The following is a 20,654-nucleotide window of genomic DNA, read 5'->3' on the forward strand; positions in this document are numbered from 1 at the left end:
CCCGGAACGCCCCAGGCGTCCGACCCTGTTGTTCCTGCCGAGAGACCGCGATGCGTTCACGATTGATGATTCTGCTGGTACTGGCCGGCCTGCACCTGTTCGTCGGCGTCACCCTGATTCCCGACCTGGCATTGGGCCCGGTGGGGACGGGCGCGGCCTGGCTCTACCTGGTGATCTCCTGCCTGCTGCTGCCCATGGGCGTCCAGCGCCAGGGCCGGGCGTGGCTCGCCTGGACCGCGCTGCTGGTGATGGGCGTGTTCTCGAGCCTGGCGGTGCTCGCGCTGCTGCGCGCTCTGGTGCTCGCCATACTGTCGCTGACCGGCCTGGACTGGCCCGGCTTCGCCCATGGCTCGGCGCTGGCGGTGCTCGGGCTGGTGGTCGCGCTGACGCTGTTCGGCCTGTTCAATGCACGCCGGGTGGCGCGCGTGGTCGAGCGGGAAATCGCCCTGGATGGCCTGCCCGCGTCGCTGCACGGCTTCACCATCGTCCAGCTCAGCGACATCCACGTCGGGCCGACCATCAAGCGTGGCTACCTGGATGGCATCGTCACCCGGACCAATGCCCTGTCGGCGGACCTGATCGCCATCACCGGCGACCTGGTGGACGGCAGCGTCGAGGGCCTGCGCGACGACATCGCACCGCTTGCCGACCTCAACGCCAGGCACGGCACGCTGGTGGTGACCGGCAATCACGAGTACTACTCCGGCGCCAAGGCCTGGGTCGCCGAGTTCGAGCGACTCGGCCTGCGGGTGCTGCTCAACCAGCACGTGCGGCTCGCCCACGAGGGGGGCGAGCTGGTGGTCGCGGGCGTCACCGATTATTCGGCCGGCCATTTCCATCCCGACCACCGCAGCGACCCCCAGGCCGCACTGGCCGGTGCGCCGGCCGAGGCGCCGAAGATCCTGCTGGCGCATCAGCCGCGTTCAGCCACCGCCGCCCGCGAGGCGGGGTATGACCTGCAACTGTCAGGGCATACCCACGGCGGCCAGTTCTGGCCCTGGATGCACTTCGTGCGCTGGCAGCAGCCCTGGGTGGCCGGACTGCAGCGGGCGGGGCGGCTGCAGGTCTACATCAGCCGCGGCACCGGTTACTGGGGCCCGCCGCTACGTTTCGGCGCGCCTTCGGAAATCACCCGGATTCGCCTGGTGCCGGCGCGCTGATGCGGCTGCCGGGCCGCCTTGCCCAGGCCAGGGGCTCCGGCAGTCGGCGACGATGAACTCCCGACGGCGGCCTCGGGACCAACCCTGAGGCATCACGCCTCTGCACTCGGCGCGCTGCCGAGCGGCCAACCCTGCAGGAGAGAACCGATGAAAGCCATGATCTACGAGCGCTACGGCGACCCTGACGTGCTGAAACTCGGCGAGCGGCCCGCACCGAAGGTGGCGCCCGGCGAAGTGCTGATCCGCGTGCGCCGCGCGGCGGTGAACCCGGTGGACTGGAAGCTCATGTCCGGCGCCCTCGATGGCGCGATGCAGACGTTTTTCCCGGTGACGCCGGGCTGGGACGTCGCCGGCGTCGTCGAGGCGGTCGGCTTCGACGTTCCGGAGTTCTCACCCGGCGACGAAGTGATGGCCTACGCGCGCAAGGATTTCGTCCACGACGGCACCTACGCCGAGCTGGCGACGGTTCCGGCACGCTCGGTGACCCGCAAGCCGGCCAGCCTGGATTGGGACCAGGCGGCCGCCATTCCCCTGGCGGGCCTGACCGCCTACCAGCTGCTGACGCGGCTGCACACCGGCGAGAAGGACCTGGTGCTGGTGCATGCGGCCGCGGGCGGGGTGGGCATCCAGGCGGTGCAGATCGCGCGCTACCTCGGCGCGAGGGTGATCGGTACCGCGTCGGAAAAGAACCATGCGTTCCTCCGCTCGCTGGGCGTCGAGCCGGTGGCCTACGGCGAGGGCCTGGTCGAGCGCGTCCGGGCGCTGGCGCCCGAAGGTGTCGACGTGGTCGTGGACTTCGTCGGTGGCGTGCTGGAGCAGACCCGGGCGGTTCTGCGTGAAGGTGGCCGTCACGGCTCGATCGTCGACGACTCGGTGTCATCCGCCGGCGGGCTTTGGGCCTGGGTGCGCCCAAGCGGCGCCGACCTGCGCGTGCTGGCCGACATGGCTGCCGAAGGCCGTCTGATCGTCCCCATCGCCAAAACCTTCCCACTGGAGCAGGCCGCCGACGCCATGCGCCTGAGCCAGACAGGGCATGTGCGCGGCAAGATCGTCATTCACGTGAGCGACTGAGCCACGGTGGCACGCACGCCTGGGCGATGCGCCACTCGGGAGAGGCCTGATACGGGGCCTGGCGTTGTGGCTTCGCTTGCTTCGCGGTCAAGACCAGACGTCCCGACCACTCCCACGGGCCGGACCGCCGTATTCCGTGGGAGCGGTCTCGACCGCGAAGAACCCACCACGATCCATCGCCCTGCGCCCCCGACACCCTCGTCCCATGCAATGAACGCGACGCTCACGCTGTCGAACCCTTCATCAGCCACTGCAGGAGCTGCCTCATGAATGGCCCGTATTCGCCCCAGGCCCCGTCGCGTGAAGAAGTCGATGCGCTCGACGGAGAGACCGTCATCGAGTTCGGCACCGACTGGTGCGGCCACTGTCGCGCCGCCCAGCCGCTGATCGAGCAGACCCTCGCCACGCGTCCCGGCATCCGCCACATCAAGGTCGAGGATGGCAAGGGCCGGGTGCTGGGCCGCACCTTCCGCGTCAAGCTCTGGCCGACGCTGATCTTCATGCGCCAGGGGCAGGAAGTCGCCCGGGTGGTACGGCCGACCGATGTCAGTGAAATCAGCCAGGCGCTGGCACGTCTGAACTGATCGCCGGCGCCGGCGGCTCCGATTCGCTCAGCAACTGTGCCGCGGTTTCACCGATACGGCGCACCGCGGCCTCCAGTTCGGGGCAGGGGCGGGCCGCATAGTTCAGGCGCAGGCAGTTCCGGTATTTGCCGGCTGCGGAAAAGATGCAACCCGGCGCGATCTGGATGCCCTGTTCGAGCAGGCGCCTGTTGAGTTCGAGGCTGTCGAACTGCTCGGCCAGCTCGACCCACAGCATGAAACCGCCCAGCGGCTGGCTGATGCGCGTCCCGGCGGGGAAATAGCGGCCGACCCAGGCGCTCATCTGATCGCGGTTGCGCTGGTACTGGCTGCGCATCCGGCGAAGGTGCGGTGGGTAGTGCCCCTCGGCAATGAACTGGGCGATGGCCATCTGCGGTTGGGTGGCCGTCGCGCCCGAGCCGATGTACTTCATGTGCAGGATTCGCTGCAGATAGCGCCCCGGCGCGATCCAGCCGACCCGCAGCCCCGGTGCGAGCGACTTGGAGAAGGAGCTGCAGAGCAGCACCCGCCCGTCGATATCGAACGACTTGAGGGTACGCGGGCGCGGGTAGCGGTAGGCCAGGTCGCCGTGGACGTCATCCTCGATGACCGCGACGTCGAACTGCTGAGCCAGGCGCAGCAGGGCGCGCTTGTTGGCCTCCGGCATGACGTAGCCGAACGGGTTGTTGCAGGTCGGGGTGATCTGGATCGCCTTGATAGGCCACTGTTCGAGGGCCAGCTCCAGCGCCTCCAGGCTGATGCCCGTGAGCGGGTCGGTCGGAATCTCCAGCGCCTTCATGCCCACGCCCTTGAGCGTCTGCATGGCGCCATGAAAACTCGGCGAGTCCACCGCAACGATGTCGCCCGGCTCGCAGATCGCGCGGACCGCGGTGGTCAGCGCCTCGATGCAGCCGTTGGTGATCACCAGATCCTCGGCGCCGAACTGGCAGCCGGAATCGAGCGCCAGGCGTGCCACCTGCTCGCGCAATGCGCGCAACCCCTGGATGTCGCCGTAGTACAGGCCGGGCACGTCGGTGCGTCTGCTCAGGCGCGCGAGGTTCGCCAGCAGCGGCTTGAGCGTCGGCGAGACGACATCGGGCATGCCGCGGCCGAACTGCATCAGCTCCGGTGCCGGGCGGCTGCGCATCAGCTCGAGGATGTCTTCCCACTGGGATATGTCCACCGGCCGTTGCGCCAGCCGAGCGACCCGGGGCAGCTCGGGCAGGCGCCGCTCGTCCGGCACGAAGTAGCCGGACTTCGGGCGTGGCGTCGCCAGGCCGGCCTCTTCGAGCACGCGGTAGGCCTGTTGCACCGTCGTCAGGCTGACGCCGTGCTCAAGGCTCAGCGAACGCACGGAAGGCAAGCGCTCGCCCGCGCGGTAAAGGCCTTGTTCGATGCGCTGGCCGAGGGATTCGGCAAGTTCGAGGTAGAGGGTCATGACCAGCACGATACCCGAGCCGTCCGGGCTCGTCACAATACAGATAGGCCCGTTTTCGGGGATTCAGATGCGGCATAGCTCATTCTGTACTGCATCTGATTCATGGTTTCTGGATCTGCCATACAGATGGCGCACCGAGGATCATGGCGTTACCCCTTTGCAGGAGCGCCGACATGAAAGCCACCCTCACGCCATCCGGAATCACCGTCCGCAATGCCGAACTCCTGCCGCGCGCCTCGCTCGGCTGTCTCTGGGCCCGCTTCCGGCTACGTCAGCAAACGCGCCGCGCGCTGCTGCGGATGACCGACGAGCAACTCAAGGACGTCGGCCTGACGCGTCGGCAGGCCGAGCGGGAGGCGAGGTTGCCGTTGTGGCAGCTGCTGCGCTGAACTCGGCACTATCGACACGTCGGCCCAGAGCCAAGCTGATCATGGCCAAACTTTGAATCAGCGCGGCCATGGCCAGCACGGCCGCGCCATTCCAGCCTGCCGGCGATGCTTCGCGTAACAGCCCGAACAGCGCCGGGCCGAAGGCGTAGCAGGCTTGCGACAGGGCAACGATCAGCGAAACGGCGCGCTGCGCATCGACGAATTCTGTCTGGGCGATCAACGGGGGCAGGGAGGTCGCGTTGCCTATACCCGATCCGAACAGAACCACCCCGAGCCACAACAACGCGGGCTGACCATCGGCGGCGAGCAGCACCAGCGAGCCGAGAATCTGCAGGGCATAGGCGCAGCAGGCGACCCCGCGCCGGTCGCTGCCAGGGTTTAGATAGCGGCCTACCAGGAGTCGTCCGCCTATGGCGGCGAGTGTCGCAACGCCCATCGCGATACCCGCCCACTGTCCGCCAAGGCGTGGTACCAGCAGGCTGAACAGATGGGTGATCAGCCCGATCTGGGCGAACAGGCCCAGCGACATGCCCAGCGCCAGGGTGACGAATTGCCGATTTCGCCAGAGCGCACGTCCCGGCAGGTGCATTGGCCTCCTCGTCACGGCTGCAGCCGTGGGGGTGTGCTCGAACTCGCGAGACCGGACCTGAGCGCGAGCGGGGTGGCGCAGAGGTTCGCGATCAAGACCACTCCCACCCGGACACCGCGGCCCATCGTGGGAGCGGTCTTGACCGCGAAAAGACCCACCATCCGGACATTGCCCGAGCGATTCGGGACTATGGACGAATATGCTGCGGGCCAGTGCGCCGATCACGGCGACCATCGACAGGCCGACCGCCAGCACCGCGCCGTCGAAACCCAGGGTCGCGATCAACACTACCCACAACGGTGAGAACAGCACGCCGCCCAGACTCGCGCCGTTGTAGGCCATGCCCAGTGCAGCGGGGCGGGTGGTGACGAACCACGGCGCGATGAGCGCATTGACTGCTGCCGCGCCGAGCGTGACCCAGCCCATGCCGCTGAACAACGCTGCCAGCAGCAGCTGCCAGGGTGTTGCGGCGACAGCCCAGCCGCCAATTCCGAGCGCGAGGACCAGCGAACCGCTGAAGGTCACACGGGCAATGCCGAAACGGGCGTAGATCCGTGGCAAGTTGGCCACCACTAGCGTGCCGGCGAGAAAGTGCAGCGTGACCGCTCCTGACACCAGCGACAGCGGCCAGCCGGTGCGCTGCATCACGGCATGGAGAAATATCGGCGGCCCGTAAAAGCCGACACCCCAGCCGAACATCGCCATCGTGAACGCCGCCCACATCACGTTGCGCCCAAAGAAACCCGGTCGTTGCATGCGGCTATCTCCTGCGAAGGGAATAGCGACGCAGTATGCTGCCGGCTGTATCCAATACTTCGGGATGAGCCGAACCATGAATGCAGACCAGACGGACCTCCATTTGGCCGACATCGCGGGTGCGATCGCCGATCGCGCGCGGGCACGCATGCTCTGCAGCCTGCTCGACGGCCATGCGCGTACCGCAACGGAGCTGGCTGCGTTGGCCGATATCGGCAGCTCCACGGCCAGCGGACATTTCCGGCGCCTGTGCGATCAAGGGCTGGTGGCGATGTCGTCCCAGGGTAAGCACCGCTACTTCCGTCTGGCCAACGCCGACGTGGCGGCTGCGCTGGAGGCCTTGCTGACCGTCGCCGGCGTGGCGCGTACGCCGTTCCGACCGAGCACGCCGTCACCGCTGCGCCATGCGCGTACCTGCTACGACCACTGCGCGGGAGAGGTGGCGGTCAAGCTTCACGACGCTCTGCTGGCGCAGGCCTGGATCGTGCCTGAGCAGGACGGTTATGGGCTCACCGATCGAGGCCGGGAAGCGCTAGTGGCGCTGGGCGTCGATGTGGAGCAGGCACGCGGTCGTCGTCGGCGCTTTGCCTATCCTTGCCTGGATTGGAGCGAGCGGCGCCCGCACCTGGGAGGCAGCCTCGCCGCCGCGTTGCTCGACCTGATGAGTAGCCGGGGGTGGGTAGTGAAGGACCTCGACTCGCGTGTCTTGCGAGTCACCGCCAAGGGCAGCCGTCAATGCCGCAAGCATTTCGGCTTCGATATCGCGGCCCAGGCCGGTCTTTAAAACTGCCGAACAGGTGGGTAGGGCGTCACGCGAAACTGCCCGTCGGGCTCGAGCACCACGCGGTGCAGTTCATCGAAGCCTTCGTCCAGGCTCGGTCGTTGCAGGCGCTTGAGGGTGCCGAACAGGCCGGCGGGCGGTACCTGTCGGGCGCGGGCCTTGTTGCGTTGCTCGCAGCCCCGAGAGGCGGCTCGAAGAAATAGCCGGTCACCCGGAAGCCGGCGCGTTCGGCGAGGGTCGGGTTGCTCCACCACCAGCCGTTGCTGCGTCGCGAGGCAGGTCTGCAGCACGCTCCGCTCGCAATGACGCGTGCGCAGCATGTCGAGATCGAGGCGCAGGTGGGTGTCGAAGAACCGTCGGGTATAGAACGTGGATTTACCCGCGGCCTGGATGCCGATGAAGAGAATCAATTCCATGCGAGGACGCCAACCGATACGCTGCGCGAGCGGTAAACCTGAGACCTTCGGGGCGGGGCATTGTATTCAGCACGCCGCCACCCCGAGGCCTACCTCACCCTGACGCCGACCGCCACTTCCCGGAGACCGCTCGATGACCGTTGCGCCAGCCCAGCCCGGCGACGATGAACTGCGCCGCCTGTATCGCACCATCACCTGGCGGCTGATCCCGTTCCTCTGCTTCTGCTACCTCGCCGCCTATCTCGACCGGATCAACGTCGGCTTCGCCAAGCTGCAGATGGCCGAGCAGTTGCAATTCAGCGAGGCGGCGTTCGGGCTCGGGGCCGGGCTGTTCTTCGTCGGCTACATCCTCTTCGAGGTGCCGAGCAACCTGGTGCTCAGGCGCGTCGGGGCGCGGATCTGGATCGCACGGATCATGATCACCTGGGGCGCGCTGTCGGCCTGTACGCTGTTCGTGCAGACGCCGGGGCAGTTCTACCTCATCCGCTTCCTGCTCGGTGCGGCCGAGGCGGGCTTTCTGCCCGGCGTGCTCTATTACCTGACGCTCTGGTTCCCGAGCTGGCGCCGCGGGCGGATCATCGCCCTGTTCATGATCGGCCTGCCGCTGTCGAGCCTGGTCGGCGGGCCGCTGTCGGGCTGGATCATGGGGCGTTTCGACCAGGTCGGCGGGATGCACGGCTGGCAGTGGCTGTTCCTGCTCGAAGGCCTGCCCAGCGTGCTGCTCGGCGTGCTGGCGTTCCGGCTGTTGCCGAACGGCCCGGAGCAGGCCCGCTGGCTGACGGCCTCGCAGGCGCAGGCCATCGCCGCGCAGCTTGCCCTCGACGAGCAGCAGAGCCCCGGCAGCGGGCAGAGCTTTCGCGAAGGCTTCTTCAACCTGAAGGTCTGGATGCTCGGCGGGATCGATTTCTCGATCCTGCTCAGCGCCTATGCCATGGGGTTCTGGATGCCGACCTTCCTGCGCAACGCCGGCGTGGCCGATCCGCTGACCATCGGCTGGCTCACCGCGATCCCGAGCCTGGCCGCGCTGATCGGCATGCTGGCGCTGGGCGCGAGTTCGGACCGCTTCCGCGAGCGGCGCTGGCACATCATCGTGCCGTTCTGGATCGGTGCGCTGGCGATGGCCGCCAGCACCTGGTTCAGCCATAGCGCGACAGGCACGGTGATTCTCTTCGCCATCGCCCAGGCGACCATCATCGGCGCGGTACCCGTGTTCTTCAGCCTGCCGGCGACCTTTCTCAGCGGGACCGCCGCGGCCACCGGCTTCGCGCTGGCCTGCTCGCTGGCCAACATCGCCGGGCTGGTGAGCAACTCGCTGGTCGGGCTGGCGCTCGACCTCACCGGTTCGAGCACCGGTGCGATGTGGTTCTTCGCCGGCTGCCTGCTGCTCAGCTCGCTGCTGGTGGTGGCGCTGCCGGCGAAGGTGGTCAACCGCTAGCCGGGGCTGCCTACGGCTCGGGCCTGAGCATCACGTAGGCTTCGCCGCCGTTGCGGTCGTGGGTGAAGATGAACGTCTGGTCGCCGACGCTGACCTTCACCGGCACCTGGCGGCCGGGCGGGGTTCCGGTGACCTCGGCGATCATCGCCAGGAACCGCCGCGTGAGCTGATCATCCGCCTGGCTGGGCGTGGTCACCGCGCATTCGCTGTTGTCCTTGACCTGCACGCCCATGGATTTGTCGGCCGTCATGCCCAGCCTGACGAAGCCCATGTCGGTGAGCCCGATGCCGAGCTGGCGGGCCGCCGCCGAAGCGCCGGCGAAGCTTGGCGCGGTTTCCAGACAGATGCTGCGAAAGGCGGCGATGGCGGGGTCGGGCGCGGGGTGCGAGGGATCGTTGCCGGGCGGGGTGGCGCTGCAGGCCGACAGCGCGAGCAGCAGGGGCGCAAGGCGCAATGGGGTCATCGAGGCTTCCTCGTTTCGGGCGAAGGTGCCCGCAGCCGGAAGGTGTCCGGCTGCGGGCATCTGCTTAGAGCCTGAAACGCGCGACCTGTTGCTGCAGCTCGTTACCCAGGCGTGCCAGCTCGGTGCTCGAGGCGGCGGTCTCCTCGCTTGAGCTGGCCGACTGCTCGGCCACTTCGCGCACGTTGACCACGCTGCGGTTGATCTCGTCGGCGACGCTGCTCTGCTGCTCGGCAGCCGCGGCGATCTGCAGATTCATGTTCTGGATCTGCGAGACGGTCTGGGTGATGGTGGCCAGGGCGAGGCCTGCTTCGCGGGTCAGGTCGACGGTCGAGGCGGTCAGCGAGCGGCTGTCGTGCATCGTCGCCATGGCCTGCTGCGCGCCTTGTTGCAGCCCGGCGATCAGGGCCTCGATTTCGGAGGTCGACTGCTGCGTGCGCTTGGCCAGGCCGCGCACCTCGTCGGCCACCACCGCGAAACCACGCCCGGCTTCGCCGGCCCGGGCTGCCTCGATGGCGGCGTTGAGCGCCAGCAGGTTGGTCTGCTCGGCGACCGACTTGATCACGTCCAGCACGCTGCCGATCCGCTCGCTTTCGGCCTTGAGCCGTTCCATGGCCTCGGCCGAACGCTCGACGCCCCGGGCCAGCTGCTCGATCCCGTCGATCGCGGTGCTGACCACCTTGTCACCCTGCTTGGCCTGCTGGTCGGCCAGACGCGCGGCCTGGGACGCCTCTTCGGCGTTGCGCGCGACTTCCTGCACCGTGGCGACCATTTCCTGCATGGCGGTGGCCACCTGGTCGGTCTCCACCTTCTGGCTGTTGACGCCGGCGCTGGTCTGCTCGGTGATGGTCGACAGGGATTCGGCCGAGTGGGTGATCCGCGATACGCCGCTGCCGATGCGGCCCACCAGGTCCCGCAGGCTGCCGGCCATTTCCGCCATCGCGTTCTGCAACTGCCCGAGTTCGTCGCGGCGTCCGGTGGTCGCCTGGGCGCTGAGGTCTCCCTGGGCGATGCGGCCGGCGAGGCCGAGCGTGTGGCGCAGCGGGCGGATGACCTGGCTGCCGATGGCCAATGCCGCCAGCAAGCCGAGCACCAGGGCGGCGGCGGCCACCAGGACGACCTGCCGGATCGCCTGCCGGGTGGCCTCGGCCAGAGCGGCCTGGCGATCGTCCAGCAGGGCCTTGGCGTTCGTGCGCAGCGAGTCGGCCAGTTTTACCAGGCCCGCGTCCACGTCTCGTCCGCTGGAAAGGCTCTCGCCAAAGGCGCCGACCGAGGCCTGGTAGGTGCGCAGGGCTTCGAGGGTGCTGGCAAGGTCGGCGGCGACCGGCGCCGGGAGCCGGTTGCGGCTGGCCTCGGCCGCCTTGAACAGCTGGTCCAGCGCGTCGCTGGCCAGCTGCTGCGATTGCGGCGTCTGCTGGAAGATGAAGCCGCGCACCAGGTAGCGGATGTTGAGCACCTGCTTGTTCAGCGCCTCGGTCTCGCGTACCTGATCGATCAGGCCGGACGCGTAGGGATCGTTCCTGAGGCTCGTGTACAGGCGCTCCTGCAGGGCGTTGAAGCCGGCCAGGGTCTGCTCGGCGCTCTTGACCAACACGCCACGGATCTGTTCGCGGCCGGTGCGGATCTCGACCATCCGCTGCAGGGCGTTGCGATAGGCCGGGATGGTGTTCTGCAACTCGCGGGCGATGGCCAGGCTGCTCGGCGAATCGAGCGTGCCCACGAAGGACTCGAGCCGCGCCTGCATCTCCTCGGTCAGCTCGATGACCTTTTCGGCATGCGCCTTTTCACCGGCGATGCCGAACAGGATGCGCTCGCTGCGGGCCTGCAGGACCAGTTGTTGCAGCTCCTCGACCATCAGCAGGTTTCGATTGCCTTCGGCAACCTGGTCGAGACTTCGCACGCTGAGCGCGGCCACCAGGCACGTCAGGAGCAGCACCAGGCCGAAGCCCACGATGAGCTTGTTGGCAACCGACAGATCAGCCAGCCGCTTTTCACTCCATTGATACATCTTGTTCCCCAGTTCGTTTAGGCCTGTCCGGCAGGACACCGGATTTGTGGAATCAGGCCTTCGGCCAGATCCTCGACAGCTTTAATGGCATTTTGACGCCATTGAGACGTCGTCGAGAAAATCGCAGCGGCGCTTGATCCAGATCAACGTTCTGCGTGCCGGTCGGGAGGAGCGGGGCGGCATGGCTTGTGTCTGGATGGGGAAGCAGGACGCGTTGGCCTGGCGCCTGTGCTCCGTTGCGGAGCACAGGGCGCGACACGTGTGTCGCCAGGGTGCGCGATCAGCCGCGAGGGCCGAAGACCTCGCGCAGGTGCGCCTTGTAGGCCGCGATGTCGCCTTCGATGTCCGGGGCCTTGATCACGTCGGTGGCGAGGAAGGTCGGCAGGGCCTGCAGGCCCAGGAATTCCTGGGACTTATGGAAGGGGAAGTAGACGGCATCGACGCCGCGCCCTTCGAAGAAGTTGCCCGGCTCGTCGAACGCGGCCTGGGGAGCGTTCCAGGTCAGCGAGAGCATGTAGCGGCGACCCTGCAGCAGTCCGCCGCTGCCGTAGTGGCGGCTCGGATCGTTGCGGCTGCGGCCGTCGCTGGCGTAGAGCGTGCCGTGGCCGGCGGTGAAGACTTCGTCGATGTACTTCTTGATGATCCAGGGCGCGCCCATCCACCAGCCGGGCATCTGGTAGACGATCACGTCGGCCCAGACGAACTTGGCCACCTCGGCCTCGATGTCGTAGCCGGCGTCGACCTGGGTCTCCTGAACCTCGTGGCCCAGCTCGGCGAGTTCGCCGCGCGCGAGGTCATGCAGGGTGTGGTTGTAGCGCCCCGCCGAATGGGCGAATTCCTTGGCGCCGTTGATCAGCAGAATCTTCATGAAACCTCCAGAACGAGCCATGCGCCTGAACAGGCGCTATAAAAAGTGGAGGGATTATCTCCGGCAGGACTGTTGCGATTAAGACGCAGCACTGAAATTGACCGTTGCCTGCAGCGCAAGGATGTCCGGGCAGCGACACGCTGATCCACTCATCGGAGGGGCCATGACCCTGAGCGAGAAACAGAAAATGCTGGCCGGCGAGCTCTACCGGGCCGGGGATGCGGAAATACAGGCCGACCAGGCGGCGGCCAAGGCCTGGATGGTGCGCTACAACGCCGCCCTCGCGGCGGAGCCTGCCGAGCGCCGCACGCTGCTGGAGCAACGGCTCGGTTCGGTCGGGCGCGGCGCGGTGATCCGGCCGCCGTTCCATTGCGACTACGGCTACAACATCCACCTCGAAGACGGCGTGTTCCTGAACTTCAACTGCGTCATTCTCGACGTGGTCGAGGTGCATATCGGCGCCGACACCCAGATCGGCCCGGCGGTGCAGATCTACACCGCCGACCATCCGCGCGATGCCGAGCAGCGGCGCGCCGGGCTGGAGTTCGGCCGGCCGGTGCGCATTGGTCGCAATGTCTGGATCGGCGGTGGGGCGATCATCCTTCCCGGCGTCCGGATCGGCGACGATGCGGTGATCGGGGCGGGCAGCGTGGTGACCCGCGACGTGCCGGCCGGCGCCACCGTGATGGGCAATCCCGCCCGGCTGCGCGCGGGCGCTTGAGTCACTGCCCGGGCGTCTTGTCGGCGGATTTATGCGAGCGTTTGGCTGCTGCGCCGGTCACACAGGCATGGCGCCTGGCTCGGCGCCCGCAACCCAAGGAGCGCGCATGTCCCATTTCACCAAGCACACCACGGCGACCCTCATTCCCTGCCTGCGCTACCGCGATGTCGGCGCAGCGCTCGACTGGCTGGAGCGCGCCTTCGGTTTCGACCAGCAGCATGTGGTCGAGGACGAGCAGGTCGGCATCATTCATGCGCAGGTCTCGTTCGGCAACGGCATGCTGATGATCGGCCCGGTGGCGGACAACGAATATGGCCGTCAGTTGCGACAGCCCGACGAGGTGGGCGCCGCCACCCAGGGCATCTACGTCATCGTCAACAGCGCCGATGCGCTCTATGCCCAGGCCAAGGCGGCCGGCGCCGAGATCGTCGTGGACCTCAAGGACCAGGACTACGGCGGCCGCGGCTTCAGCTGCCGGGACCTGGAGGGCCATCTGTGGAGCTTCGGCACCTATGACCCCTGGCAGGAAGACGTCGGGGAGGACGCCTGATGTGCACGCTGGAACTGGCCGACGGGACCTGTGTGCCGGTGATCGGCCAGGGCACCTGGCATATGGGCGAGCGCGCCGGCGAGCGTGACCGTGAGGTGGCGGCGCTGCGCCTGGGCATCGAGCTGGGCATGACCCTGATCGACACCGCCGAGATGTACGGCGAAGGCGGCGCCGAGCGCGTGGTCGGCGAGGCGATCGCCGGACGTCGCGAGCGGGTGTTCCTGGTCAGCAAGGTGTACCCGCACAACGCCAGCCGCGACGGCGTCGTCGAGGCCTGCGAACGCAGCCTGCAGCGCTTGGGCTGCGATTACCTCGATCTGTACCTGCTGCACTGGCGCGGCCGCTACCCGCTGGCCGAGACGGTGGAAGGCTTCGAACGGTTGAAGGCCGCCGGCAAGATCCGGCGCTGGGGCGTCTCCAATCTGGACCTGGAGGACATGCTCGATCTGCCCCGGGTAGAGCGTTGTGCGACCAACCAGGTGCTCTACAACCCGGCCGAGCGCGGTATCGAGTTCGACCTGTTGCCCTGGTGCCAGCAGCGGCGGATTCCGGTGATGGCCTACTGTCCGGTCGGCCAGGGCGGCGCGCTGCTGCGTCATCCGGCGTTGCTCGAGGTGGCGCGTCGGCAGGGTGTGGGGCCTGCGGCGGTGGCCCTGGCCTGGGTGCTGCGCCAGCCTGGCGTGATCGCCATTCCCAAGGCGGTGACGCCCGAGCATCTGCGCGCCAATGCGGCGGCGGCCGCGCTGCAGCTGAGCGAGGAAGAACTGGCGATCATCGACGATGCCTTCGAGCCGCCCACCCGCAAGCAGTCGCTGAACATGGTCTGACTGGCGCCGGGCGGGGTTCGATCGTCCGGGGTACCGGACGGTCGGACGGAATGTTTGCCGTGCCGGGGCTGTCAGCTGAACAGACGGCAACGGAACCGGAGGAACGATGAGCCTGCGAAATCTCCTTGGCGCGGTGGTGGTGATCACCGGCGCCTCCAGTGGAATCGGACGCGCCGCGGCCCAGTGCTTCGCCCGTCACGGCGCGCGGCTGGTGCTGGCCGCGCGCGACGAGCAAGCCCTTAACGACGCCGTGGGCGAATGCGAGCGGCTCGGCGCCGAGGCGATCGCCGTGCCCACCGACGTCACGTCCAGCGATTCGATGGAGGCGCTCGGCAGCGCCGCCGCGGCGTTCGGGCAGGGCCGCATCGATGTCTGGGTGAACAATGCCGGTGTCGGTGCGGTCGGCGCGTTCGACGAGACGCCCCTCGATGCCCACGAACAGGTGGTGCAGACCGACCTGCTCGGTTACCTGCGCGGTGCCCACGTGGTGCTGCCGTATTTCAAGCAGCAGAACTCCGGGGTGCTGATCAATACGCTGTCGGTGGGCAGCTGGGTGGCGCAGCCTTACGCGGTGGCCTACTCGGCGGCCAAGTACGGCCTGCGCGGCTTCTCCGAGGCCCTGCGCGGGGAGCTGGCGAAGTGGCCCGACATCCACGTGTGCGATGTGTATCCGGCGGTGGTCGACACGCCCGGCTTCCGCGACGGCGGCAACTATGCCGGACGTTCGCTGCAGCCGCCGCCACCCTTGTACGACCCACGGCGCGTCGCGGCGGCGATGGTCGAGCTGGCGATGCGTCCGCGCCGCACCACCACGGTGGGGGCTACGGCCACGCTGTTGCGGCTGGCGCATTTCGTTACCCCGGGCTTCGACCGCATCAGCGGCCTGCTGACCGGGATGGCGTTGAACCGCGCCGACCGGCTGCCGACCTCGTCGGGCAACCTGTTCCATCCGCCCTCGGGGCAGCGCCGGGTCCATGGCGGCTGGCGAGGCGGCGAAGAGGGCGATCGCAAGATGCTGCTGGCCGGCGGCATCGCGGTGGGCCTGTTCGGGCTGTTCCTCTGCTGCCGGCGCAAGGACTGAAGGGTTAGCGGCTCGCCTTCGGCGCGGCGCTGACGCCTTCGAGGGTGGCGAAGGAGGTGTCCTTGGCGGTGAGCAGGAAGTCGCGCATGAACGGTGAGTCGAGCATGTCGGCGCGGATGCCCGCGTAGAGCGTGGCGAACAGGCCCTTCTCGCCGAGCCGCTTGGCGGTCACGTAGCCGCGCGCGCTGTATTCGTGCAGCGCCCAGTTGGGCAGGCAGCAGACCCCGCGCCCGGAGGCCACCAGTTGCATCATCATCACCGTCAGCTCCGAGGTCCGCACCTGCGCCGGCTCGACGTCGGCCGGCTCGAGGAAACGGGTGAAGATGTCCAGCCGGTCGCGTTCGACCGGGTAGGTGATGAGGATCTCGCCGGCCAGGTCTTCCGGCCTGACGCAGGGGCGGGTGGCGAGCGGATGCTGGTTGGCCACCGCCAGCAGCGCTTCGTAGGTGAACAGCGGGACGTAGGTGATGCCGGGCAGCTCGACCGGATCGGAGGTCACCACCAGGTCCAGATCGCCGCGGGCCAGCGCCGGCAGCGGGGCGAAGGAAAAGCCCGAGGCCAGGTCCAGCTCCACCTCGGGCCAGGCGTCACGGAACTGGTCGATGGTCGGCATCAGCCACTGGAAGCAGCTGTGGCATTCGATCGCCATGTGCAGGCGTCCCGCCGTTCCCCCGGCCAGCCGGGCCAGGTCCCGCTCGGCGCCGCGCAGTTGCGGCAACACCGAATCGGCCAGTTGCAGAAGCCGCAGGCCGGCGCTGGTGAAGCGCACCGGGCGGGTCTTGCGCACGAACAACTGCACCCCGAGCCGCTCCTCGAGTTCCTTGAACTGGTGGGAAAGCGCTGACTGGGTGAGGTGCAGCCGTTCGGCCGCCTCGACCAGGCTGTCGGTTTCACGCAGGGCGTGCAGTGTCTTGAGGTGGCGTATTTCCAGCATGGGTGTCTCCGGGCCGTCCTTGAACCGCTAGATGAAACGTTTCAATAGCGCTGATCGCTGTCCATGAACCAGGTTCATCGCGAAAGTGTGTCCCAGCCACCCATGACTGTCGAGTCTCAAAACAGAACCCGGATGAAAAGAAATAGCAGAATGCCATAAAGGCCCAGCGCCGCCAGCGTCATGGCCCCGTCGCGCGCCATCAAGCCCAGGCCGAGCAGGGTGAGGATCGCGCCGGCCAGGGAGTTGGCGAAGGGCAGCAGTTCCAGCGGCGGCATGGTGATCGCGACCAGCACGCAGAGAATGGCGGTCAGGCGCACCGCGATGCCGGTGGTGAGCCACGCCAGGCGCGGCTGCAGAACGCGGTCCACGTGCTTGGCCAGGCGGTGCAGGAAACCCATCGCCTTGTCGTACTTGCTCCGCGAGGCGCTGCGCTGGAGCAGCCAGCGGGGCAGCCAGAAGTGGTGGCGCCCGATCAGCAGCTGGGTCGCCACCAGCACGATCATCACCGCGAAGAAGGTGGGTAGACCGGGGATGCCCGAAAGCGGCGAGAGCACCAGCAGCCCCGGCACCAATAGCAACACGCCAAAGCTGCGCTGCCCGGTGGCCTCGAGCATGCTGCCGATCGACACCCGGTCCTCGCCGTCGGCGGCGCCGTCCAGTTTCTGCAATACGGATTCGAGGTTCTCGGGCTGCGGTTCGGTCATCGTTCGCTCTTCCGTCGGGGCTCAGGTTAGAAACCCGTCGGGGCGAACAATTCAAACAGAGCGATGAGGCGCAGGCGCGCGCGGCTCAGGCCAGGCGCGACAGCTCGAACGGAGGCAGGGTGTCCAGCGGGCGTTCGTCCAGGTAGCGGGCCAGGGCGTTCTGCTCCTGGGGTTGCAGAAACAGGCCGAGCTTGGTGCGGCGCCAGAGGATGTCCTCGCTGCTCTGGGCCCATTCCTCGGCGACCAGGTAGTCGACTTCACGGGCGTGGAGATCCGCGCCGAAGCACTGTCCCAGGTCGTCCAGCGAGGTGGCGTCCTGCAGCACCACCCAGCTGCGGCTGCCGTAACTGCGCGCCCAGCGTCGCGCCAGCGGTTCGGGAAGCCAGGGGTGCGCGGCGCGCAGTTCGGCGACCAGCCCGTCGATGGAGGTCACCGCTTCGCCACCGGGCAGCGGAGCCCGTGCGGTCCAGGGCGATCGCATATGGGGGAACCAGGGCTGCAGCTGCGCCAGCGCGGTCTCGGCGAGCTTGCGATAGGTGGTCAGCTTGCCGCCGAACACCGAGAGCAGCGGCGCCTCGCCCGGGTAGGCACTGAGCGACAGGGTGTAGTCGCGGGTGATCACCGAAGGTTCGTCCGACTCGTCGTCGCACAGCGGCCGCACGCCCGAGTAGCTGTGGACGATGTCGCTGCGCTGCAGCTGGCGCTTGAAGTGGGCGTTGCAGATGTCCAGCAGGTAGTCCATTTCGTCCGCGCCGATGCGCACCAGCGCGGGGTCGCCGATGTATTCGCGATCGGTGGTGCCGATGAGGGTGAACTGCTCCAGATAGGGGATGGCGAACACGATCCGACGGTCGTCGTTCTGCAGGATGAAGGCGTTGTCGCCTTCGTACAGCCGCGGCACGATCAGATGGCTGCCCTGGATCAGGCGGACCCCGTATGGAGAAGTCTGCTTGAGGTCGTTGCGGATGAAATCGGCGACCCAGGGCCCGGCTGCATTGACCAGGGCGCGTGCCCGCACCGAGTAGAGGCTGCCGTTGGTCCGCTCGAGGTGCAGGTGCCAGAGGCCCTTGCTGCGCCGGGCACTGACGCAACGGGTGCGGGTGTGCAGGTGCGCGCCCTTTTCCCGGGCGGCGATGGCGTTGATCACCACCAGCCGGGCGTCGTCGACCCAGCAATCGGAATATTCGAAACCGTAGTGGATTTCGGGCCTCAGCGGGCTGTCCTGGCCGAAGTGCAGGCCCCGCGAGGCCGGCAGTTTCCGGCGCCGACCGAGGTGGTCGTAGAGGAACAGCCCGGCGCGGATCATCCAGGCCGCGCGCAGGTGCGGGCGGTGTGGCAGGACGAACCGCAGCGGGGAGATGATGTGGGGTGCCTTGGCCAGCAGCACTTCGCGTTCGGCCAGGGCTTCGCGCACCAGCCGGAACTCGAAGTGTTCCAGGTAGCGCAATCCGCCATGGATGAGCTTGCTGCTGGCCGAGGAGGTATGTTGCGCCAGGTCCTCTGCCTCGCAGAGAAACACCGACAGGCCGCGACCGGCCGCGTCCGCCGCGATGCCCACGCCGTTGATGCCGCCACCGACGACAGCCAGGTCGTAGACTTCCGCCAGCGGCGCATGGGGTGGCAAGGTCATGGCTGCACCTGTCCTGTCGGCATGATTGTGGTTTTCGGGTTCGAACGAGCCCTGGCCGATCGCAGGGGCGGGCGCCCCCACGGCGTGGCATCGCCTGGGCAGGCTCATTCGAATTGGGCCGGGCTGCGCCAGTAAAGTTCGGCCGTACCGAAGAGGCGGCTGGCCCCGGCCGACGGAGGGGCAGCGCTCGATCCGTCGGGACGGACCGGCACCGGTAGCCTGGCTGGCGGGCGTAGGGCCGTTGGGCTACCGTAGAGGCCCCGTCCGCCTCTCATCTCCGACATGACGCCTGCCATCGATCTGCTGAAGAAGACCCGTGCCGAGCACTGGGTCCACAGTTATACCCATGACCCGAAATCCCCGTCCTATGGCCTGGAAGCCGCCGAGAAGCTCGGCCTGGACCCGGCCCGGGTGTTCAAGACCCTGCTGGTCGCCAGCGAGAAGAACGAATTGCTGGTGGCGGTGGTGCCCGTGGTGGGCAATCTGGACCTCAAGGCCCTGGCCCAGGCGGCCGGCGTGAAGAAGGTCGACATGGCCGACCCGCAGGCGGCCCAGCGCGCGACCGGTTATCTGGTCGGCGGCATAAGCCCGCTGGGGCAGAAGAAGCGGCTGCGTACCTTCATCGACGAGTCGGCCAGGACGCATGCGACGATTTACGTGAGTGCTGGTCGGCGCGGTCTGGAGGTGGAGCTGCAGGCCGAGGTCCTGGCCGAGCGGAGTGGCGCGATCTTCGCCCCGATCGGGCGCTACTGAGGTCGCGCGTCAGAGCGGCGGGAGGGTTTCCTGGGGCTCGCCGGCATAGATGCCCGGCACGTGCATTTCGCCGTTGACCAGCTGGCCGCCTTCCATCTGTGGCTGCGTGACCCAGGTGAGGATGTCGTAATAGCGACGGATGTTGGCCACGAAATGCACCGGTTCGCCGCCCCGCGCATAGCCGTAGCGGGTCTTGCTGTACCACTGCTTCTGCGACAGCCGCGGCAGCATCTGCTTCACGTCCAGCCATTTGTTGGGGTCCAGGCCCTCGGCCTCGGCGAGCTTGCGCGCGTCCTCGAGGTGCCCGCCACCGACGTTGTAGGCCGCCAGCGCGAACCAGGTCCGGTCGGGCTCCTGGATGCTGTCGGGCAGGCCGTTGTGGATCTTCACGAAATACTTGCCGCCGCCCTCGATGCTCTGGATCGGATCGAGCCGGTTGGACACGCCCATGGCGTTGGCGGTGCGCAGGGTGAGCATCATCAGCCCGCGAACGCCGGTCTTGGAGGTGGCTTCGGGCTGCCAGTGGGATTCCTGGTAGCCGATCGCGGCGAGCAGGCGCCAGTCGACGCCATGCCTGCGGCCGGTCTCGCGGAAGGTCTTCTCGTAGCGCGGCAGGCGCTGCTGCAGGTGCTGGGCGAAGGCGTAGGCGCCGACGTAACCGAGCACGTCGACATGGCCGTAATAGCGCTCTCGCAGGGTCTGCAGGGTGCCGTTCTCCCGCGCGTTGTCGAGGAATTCGTTGGCGGCGGCCAGCAGGCTGTCGTCCTCGCCCTGGCCCAGCATCCACACCAGGTTGGTGGATTCGCCCAGGTCGAAGGCCGAGCGCACGTTGCTGAAGTAGACCTGGTTCATCGCCAGTTCGTTGGATTCGACCAGCGTCAGGTCGATCTGCCCCTCGTCGACCATGCGCAGCAGGTCCACGACTTCGACGGCGTCGGATTCTTCGAACTGCAGGCCCGGCAGTTCGGCCTGCATGGCCCGCAGCTGCTCGGCATGAACGCTGCCCTTGAGCACCAGGATGCGTCGGCCCACCAGTTCCTCGGGACGTCTGGGGCGCCGCTGGTCCTTGCGGTAGATCACCTGGGTGGTGACGTCCAGGTAGGGGTGGGTGAAGCGTACCTGGTCGCGGCGCATGTCGCTGGCGACCAGCCCGGCGGCGGCCAGTGCGGGGCCGCCCGGACGGTTGAGGCGGGAAAAGATGTCCTCGATGTTGTCGGCCGTTTCGATCTGCAGCTCGACGCCCAGGTGGGCCGCGAAGCGCTTGGCCAGCTCGTATTCGAAGCCGGCTTCGCCGTTGCGGTCCTGGAAGTAGGTCGAGGGGCTGTTCCTGGTGATCACGCGCAGGACGCCTTCCTCCTGAATGCGCTCGAGCTCGCTGGGCTCCACGGCGCAGCTGCCAAGCATCAGGAAGAGTCCGGTCGCCAACAGCCAGGCGGTGCAGCGCTTGCGGAACGCGGTTTGGGCAAACATCGGCGCAGTATACGCAAAGGTGATCGGGCTCC

The 20,654-nt window shown here is 67.7% G+C and carries 21 protein-coding genes; 11 read left to right on the forward strand and 10 right to left on the reverse strand.

The annotated features are described in order from the left end of the window. Positions 1-50 precede the first annotated feature (50 nt). The 3 genes from DN824_RS14725 to DN824_RS14735 all read left to right on the forward strand — a co-directional run bounded on the left by DN824_RS14725 (position 51) and on the right by DN824_RS14735 (position 2,815). Positions 51-1,160: a metallophosphoesterase gene (locus DN824_RS14725; protein ID WP_138409162.1), complete on the forward strand. Its 1,110-nt coding sequence runs from the start codon at positions 51-53 to the stop codon at positions 1,158-1,160. A 147-nt stretch (positions 1,161-1,307) separates the two neighbouring features. After that, the gene (locus DN824_RS14730) at positions 1,308-2,231 is read left to right on the forward strand and encodes an NADP-dependent oxidoreductase (protein WP_138409163.1); all 924 of its coding nucleotides are present in this window, start codon (positions 1,308-1,310) and stop codon (positions 2,229-2,231) included. A 266-nt stretch (positions 2,232-2,497) separates the two neighbouring features. Continuing rightward, positions 2,498-2,815, forward strand: a complete 318-nt coding sequence (locus DN824_RS14735) for a thioredoxin family protein (protein WP_138409164.1) — start codon at positions 2,498-2,500, stop codon at positions 2,813-2,815. On the opposite strand, the gene DN824_RS14740 is transcribed toward DN824_RS14735, so the two are convergent. Then, a complete protein-coding gene (locus DN824_RS14740; RefSeq protein ID WP_138409165.1) occupies positions 2,787-4,250 on the reverse strand; it encodes an aminotransferase-like domain-containing protein in 1,464 nt (487 codons plus the stop codon). The two genes, DN824_RS14735 and DN824_RS14740, sit on opposite strands and share 29 nt — an antisense overlap. Positions 4,251-4,423: 173 nt before the next feature. Between DN824_RS14740 and DN824_RS14745 the strand changes: the two genes are divergently transcribed. Continuing rightward, positions 4,424-4,639: a DUF1127 domain-containing protein gene (locus DN824_RS14745; RefSeq protein ID WP_138409166.1), complete on the forward strand. Its 216-nt coding sequence runs from the start codon at positions 4,424-4,426 to the stop codon at positions 4,637-4,639. Here the strand turns inward: DN824_RS14745 and DN824_RS14750 are convergent. Continuing rightward, complete coding sequence (locus tag DN824_RS14750; RefSeq protein WP_138409167.1) at positions 4,566-5,984, reverse strand: MFS transporter; 1,419 nt, start codon at positions 5,982-5,984, stop codon at positions 4,566-4,568. The two genes, DN824_RS14745 and DN824_RS14750, sit on opposite strands and share 74 nt — an antisense overlap. A 76-nt stretch (positions 5,985-6,060) precedes the next feature. On the opposite strand from DN824_RS14750, the gene DN824_RS14755 reads away from it, so the two are divergent. Next, positions 6,061-6,768: an ArsR/SmtB family transcription factor gene (locus DN824_RS14755; RefSeq protein WP_138409168.1), complete on the forward strand. Its 708-nt coding sequence runs from the start codon at positions 6,061-6,063 to the stop codon at positions 6,766-6,768. Here DN824_RS14755 and DN824_RS14760 read toward each other — a convergent pair. After that, positions 6,765-7,181 (reverse strand): bifunctional polynucleotide phosphatase/kinase family protein, encoded by a 417-nt coding sequence (locus tag DN824_RS14760; protein WP_138409169.1) that lies wholly within the window; start codon positions 7,179-7,181, stop codon positions 6,765-6,767. The two genes, DN824_RS14755 and DN824_RS14760, sit on opposite strands and share 4 nt — an antisense overlap. A gap of 133 nt (positions 7,182-7,314) precedes the next feature. Between DN824_RS14760 and DN824_RS14765 the strand changes: the two genes are divergently transcribed. After that, entirely contained in the window at positions 7,315-8,616 is a 1,302-nt protein-coding gene (locus DN824_RS14765; protein ID WP_138409170.1) for an MFS transporter, read from the forward strand. Positions 8,617-8,626: 10 nt separating this feature from the next. On the opposite strand, the gene DN824_RS14770 is transcribed toward DN824_RS14765, so the two are convergent. The 3 genes from DN824_RS14770 to DN824_RS14780 all read right to left on the reverse strand — a co-directional run bounded on the left by DN824_RS14770 (position 8,627) and on the right by DN824_RS14780 (position 11,952). Continuing rightward, positions 8,627-9,079 carry a hypothetical protein gene (locus DN824_RS14770; protein ID WP_138409171.1) on the reverse strand — a complete coding sequence of 151 codons (453 nt, stop codon included), beginning with the start codon at positions 9,077-9,079 and terminating at the stop codon, positions 8,627-8,629. A gap of 64 nt (positions 9,080-9,143) precedes the next feature. Beyond that, positions 9,144-11,084, reverse strand: a complete 1,941-nt coding sequence (locus DN824_RS14775; RefSeq protein WP_138409172.1) for a HAMP domain-containing methyl-accepting chemotaxis protein — start codon at positions 11,082-11,084, stop codon at positions 9,144-9,146. Positions 11,085-11,364: 280 nt separating this feature from the next. Continuing rightward, entirely contained in the window at positions 11,365-11,952 is a 588-nt protein-coding gene (locus tag DN824_RS14780; RefSeq protein WP_138409173.1) for an NAD(P)H-dependent oxidoreductase, read from the reverse strand. Positions 11,953-12,115: 163 nt separating this feature from the next. On the opposite strand from DN824_RS14780, the gene DN824_RS14785 reads away from it, so the two are divergent. The 4 genes from DN824_RS14785 to DN824_RS14800 all read left to right on the forward strand — a co-directional run bounded on the left by DN824_RS14785 (position 12,116) and on the right by DN824_RS14800 (position 15,131). Beyond that, complete coding sequence (locus DN824_RS14785; RefSeq protein ID WP_138409174.1) at positions 12,116-12,673, forward strand: sugar O-acetyltransferase; 558 nt, start codon at positions 12,116-12,118, stop codon at positions 12,671-12,673. Positions 12,674-12,779: 106 nt separating this feature from the next. After that, positions 12,780-13,223 carry a VOC family protein gene (locus DN824_RS14790; RefSeq protein ID WP_138409175.1) on the forward strand — a complete coding sequence of 148 codons (444 nt, stop codon included), beginning with the start codon at positions 12,780-12,782 and terminating at the stop codon, positions 13,221-13,223. Further along, entirely contained in the window at positions 13,223-14,050 is an 828-nt protein-coding gene (locus DN824_RS14795; RefSeq protein WP_138409176.1) for an aldo/keto reductase, read from the forward strand. Before DN824_RS14790 ends, DN824_RS14795 begins: the two co-directional genes overlap by 1 nt. Before the next feature lie 106 nt (positions 14,051-14,156). Beyond that, on the forward strand, positions 14,157-15,131 hold the full coding sequence (locus DN824_RS14800; protein WP_138409177.1) for an SDR family oxidoreductase: 975 nt from the start codon (positions 14,157-14,159) through the stop codon (positions 15,129-15,131). A gap of 4 nt (positions 15,132-15,135) precedes the next feature. Here the strand turns inward: DN824_RS14800 and metR are convergent, their stop codons facing one another. The 3 genes from metR to glpD form a co-directional block, all read right to left on the reverse strand. After that, positions 15,136-16,065 (reverse strand): transcriptional regulator MetR, encoded by a 930-nt coding sequence (gene metR, locus DN824_RS14805; RefSeq protein WP_138409178.1) that lies wholly within the window; start codon positions 16,063-16,065, stop codon positions 15,136-15,138. Between the two features lie 116 nt (positions 16,066-16,181). Further along, positions 16,182-16,769: an exopolysaccharide biosynthesis protein gene (locus tag DN824_RS14810; RefSeq protein ID WP_138409179.1), complete on the reverse strand. Its 588-nt coding sequence runs from the start codon at positions 16,767-16,769 to the stop codon at positions 16,182-16,184. Positions 16,770-16,854: 85 nt separating this feature from the next. Further along, complete coding sequence (glpD, locus tag DN824_RS14815; protein ID WP_138409180.1) at positions 16,855-18,399, reverse strand: glycerol-3-phosphate dehydrogenase; 1,545 nt, start codon at positions 18,397-18,399, stop codon at positions 16,855-16,857. A 282-nt stretch (positions 18,400-18,681) separates the two neighbouring features. Here glpD and ybaK point away from each other — a divergent pair, with 282 nt between their 5' ends. Continuing rightward, on the forward strand, positions 18,682-19,152 hold the full coding sequence (gene ybaK / locus DN824_RS14820; RefSeq protein WP_138409181.1) for a Cys-tRNA(Pro) deacylase: 471 nt from the start codon (positions 18,682-18,684) through the stop codon (positions 19,150-19,152). 9 nt (positions 19,153-19,161) lie between these two features. Here the strand turns inward: ybaK and mltF are convergent, their stop codons facing one another. Further along, positions 19,162-20,622 carry a membrane-bound lytic murein transglycosylase MltF gene (mltF, locus tag DN824_RS14825; RefSeq protein ID WP_138409182.1) on the reverse strand — a complete coding sequence of 487 codons (1,461 nt, stop codon included), beginning with the start codon at positions 20,620-20,622 and terminating at the stop codon, positions 19,162-19,164. Between the last annotated feature and the right edge of the window lie 32 nt (positions 20,623-20,654).

This window comes from Stutzerimonas nosocomialis (genome assembly GCF_005876855.1).
Classification (GTDB): domain Bacteria; phylum Pseudomonadota; class Gammaproteobacteria; order Pseudomonadales; family Pseudomonadaceae; genus Stutzerimonas; species Stutzerimonas nosocomialis.

Excerpts from the sequence above, each read along its gene's own strand:
- mltF (WP_138409182.1), bottom strand. The coding sequence starts at position 20,622 with ATGTTTGCCCAAACCGCGTTCCGCAAGCGCTGCACCGCCTGGCTGTTG.
- DN824_RS14725 (WP_138409162.1), top strand. The coding sequence starts at position 51 with ATGCGTTCACGATTGATGATTCTGCTGGTACTGGCCGGCCTGCACCTG.
- DN824_RS14745 (WP_138409166.1), top strand. The coding sequence starts at position 4,424 with ATGAAAGCCACCCTCACGCCATCCGGAATCACCGTCCGCAATGCCGAA.
- DN824_RS14765 (WP_138409170.1), top strand. The coding sequence starts at position 7,315 with ATGACCGTTGCGCCAGCCCAGCCCGGCGACGATGAACTGCGCCGCCTG.
- DN824_RS14785 (WP_138409174.1), top strand. The coding sequence starts at position 12,116 with ATGACCCTGAGCGAGAAACAGAAAATGCTGGCCGGCGAGCTCTACCGG.
- DN824_RS14770 (WP_138409171.1), bottom strand. The coding sequence starts at position 9,079 with ATGACCCCATTGCGCCTTGCGCCCCTGCTGCTCGCGCTGTCGGCCTGC.
- DN824_RS14755 (WP_138409168.1), top strand. The coding sequence starts at position 6,061 with ATGAATGCAGACCAGACGGACCTCCATTTGGCCGACATCGCGGGTGCG.
- DN824_RS14775 (WP_138409172.1), bottom strand. The coding sequence starts at position 11,084 with ATGTATCAATGGAGTGAAAAGCGGCTGGCTGATCTGTCGGTTGCCAAC.
- DN824_RS14800 (WP_138409177.1), top strand. The coding sequence starts at position 14,157 with ATGAGCCTGCGAAATCTCCTTGGCGCGGTGGTGGTGATCACCGGCGCC.
- DN824_RS14735 (WP_138409164.1), top strand. The coding sequence starts at position 2,498 with ATGAATGGCCCGTATTCGCCCCAGGCCCCGTCGCGTGAAGAAGTCGAT.
- DN824_RS14780 (WP_138409173.1), bottom strand. The coding sequence starts at position 11,952 with ATGAAGATTCTGCTGATCAACGGCGCCAAGGAATTCGCCCATTCGGCG.
- DN824_RS14760 (WP_138409169.1), bottom strand. The coding sequence starts at position 7,181 with ATGGAATTGATTCTCTTCATCGGCATCCAGGCCGCGGGTAAATCCACG.
- metR (WP_138409178.1), bottom strand. The coding sequence starts at position 16,065 with ATGCTGGAAATACGCCACCTCAAGACACTGCACGCCCTGCGTGAAACC.
- DN824_RS14740 (WP_138409165.1), bottom strand. The coding sequence starts at position 4,250 with ATGACCCTCTACCTCGAACTTGCCGAATCCCTCGGCCAGCGCATCGAA.
- ybaK (WP_138409181.1), top strand. The coding sequence starts at position 18,682 with ATGACGCCTGCCATCGATCTGCTGAAGAAGACCCGTGCCGAGCACTGG.
- DN824_RS14750 (WP_138409167.1), bottom strand. The coding sequence starts at position 5,984 with ATGCAACGACCGGGTTTCTTTGGGCGCAACGTGATGTGGGCGGCGTTC.
- DN824_RS14790 (WP_138409175.1), top strand. The coding sequence starts at position 12,780 with ATGTCCCATTTCACCAAGCACACCACGGCGACCCTCATTCCCTGCCTG.
- DN824_RS14810 (WP_138409179.1), bottom strand. The coding sequence starts at position 16,769 with ATGACCGAACCGCAGCCCGAGAACCTCGAATCCGTATTGCAGAAACTG.
- DN824_RS14730 (WP_138409163.1), top strand. The coding sequence starts at position 1,308 with ATGAAAGCCATGATCTACGAGCGCTACGGCGACCCTGACGTGCTGAAA.
- DN824_RS14795 (WP_138409176.1), top strand. The coding sequence starts at position 13,223 with ATGTGCACGCTGGAACTGGCCGACGGGACCTGTGTGCCGGTGATCGGC.
- glpD (WP_138409180.1), bottom strand. The coding sequence starts at position 18,399 with ATGACCTTGCCACCCCATGCGCCGCTGGCGGAAGTCTACGACCTGGCT.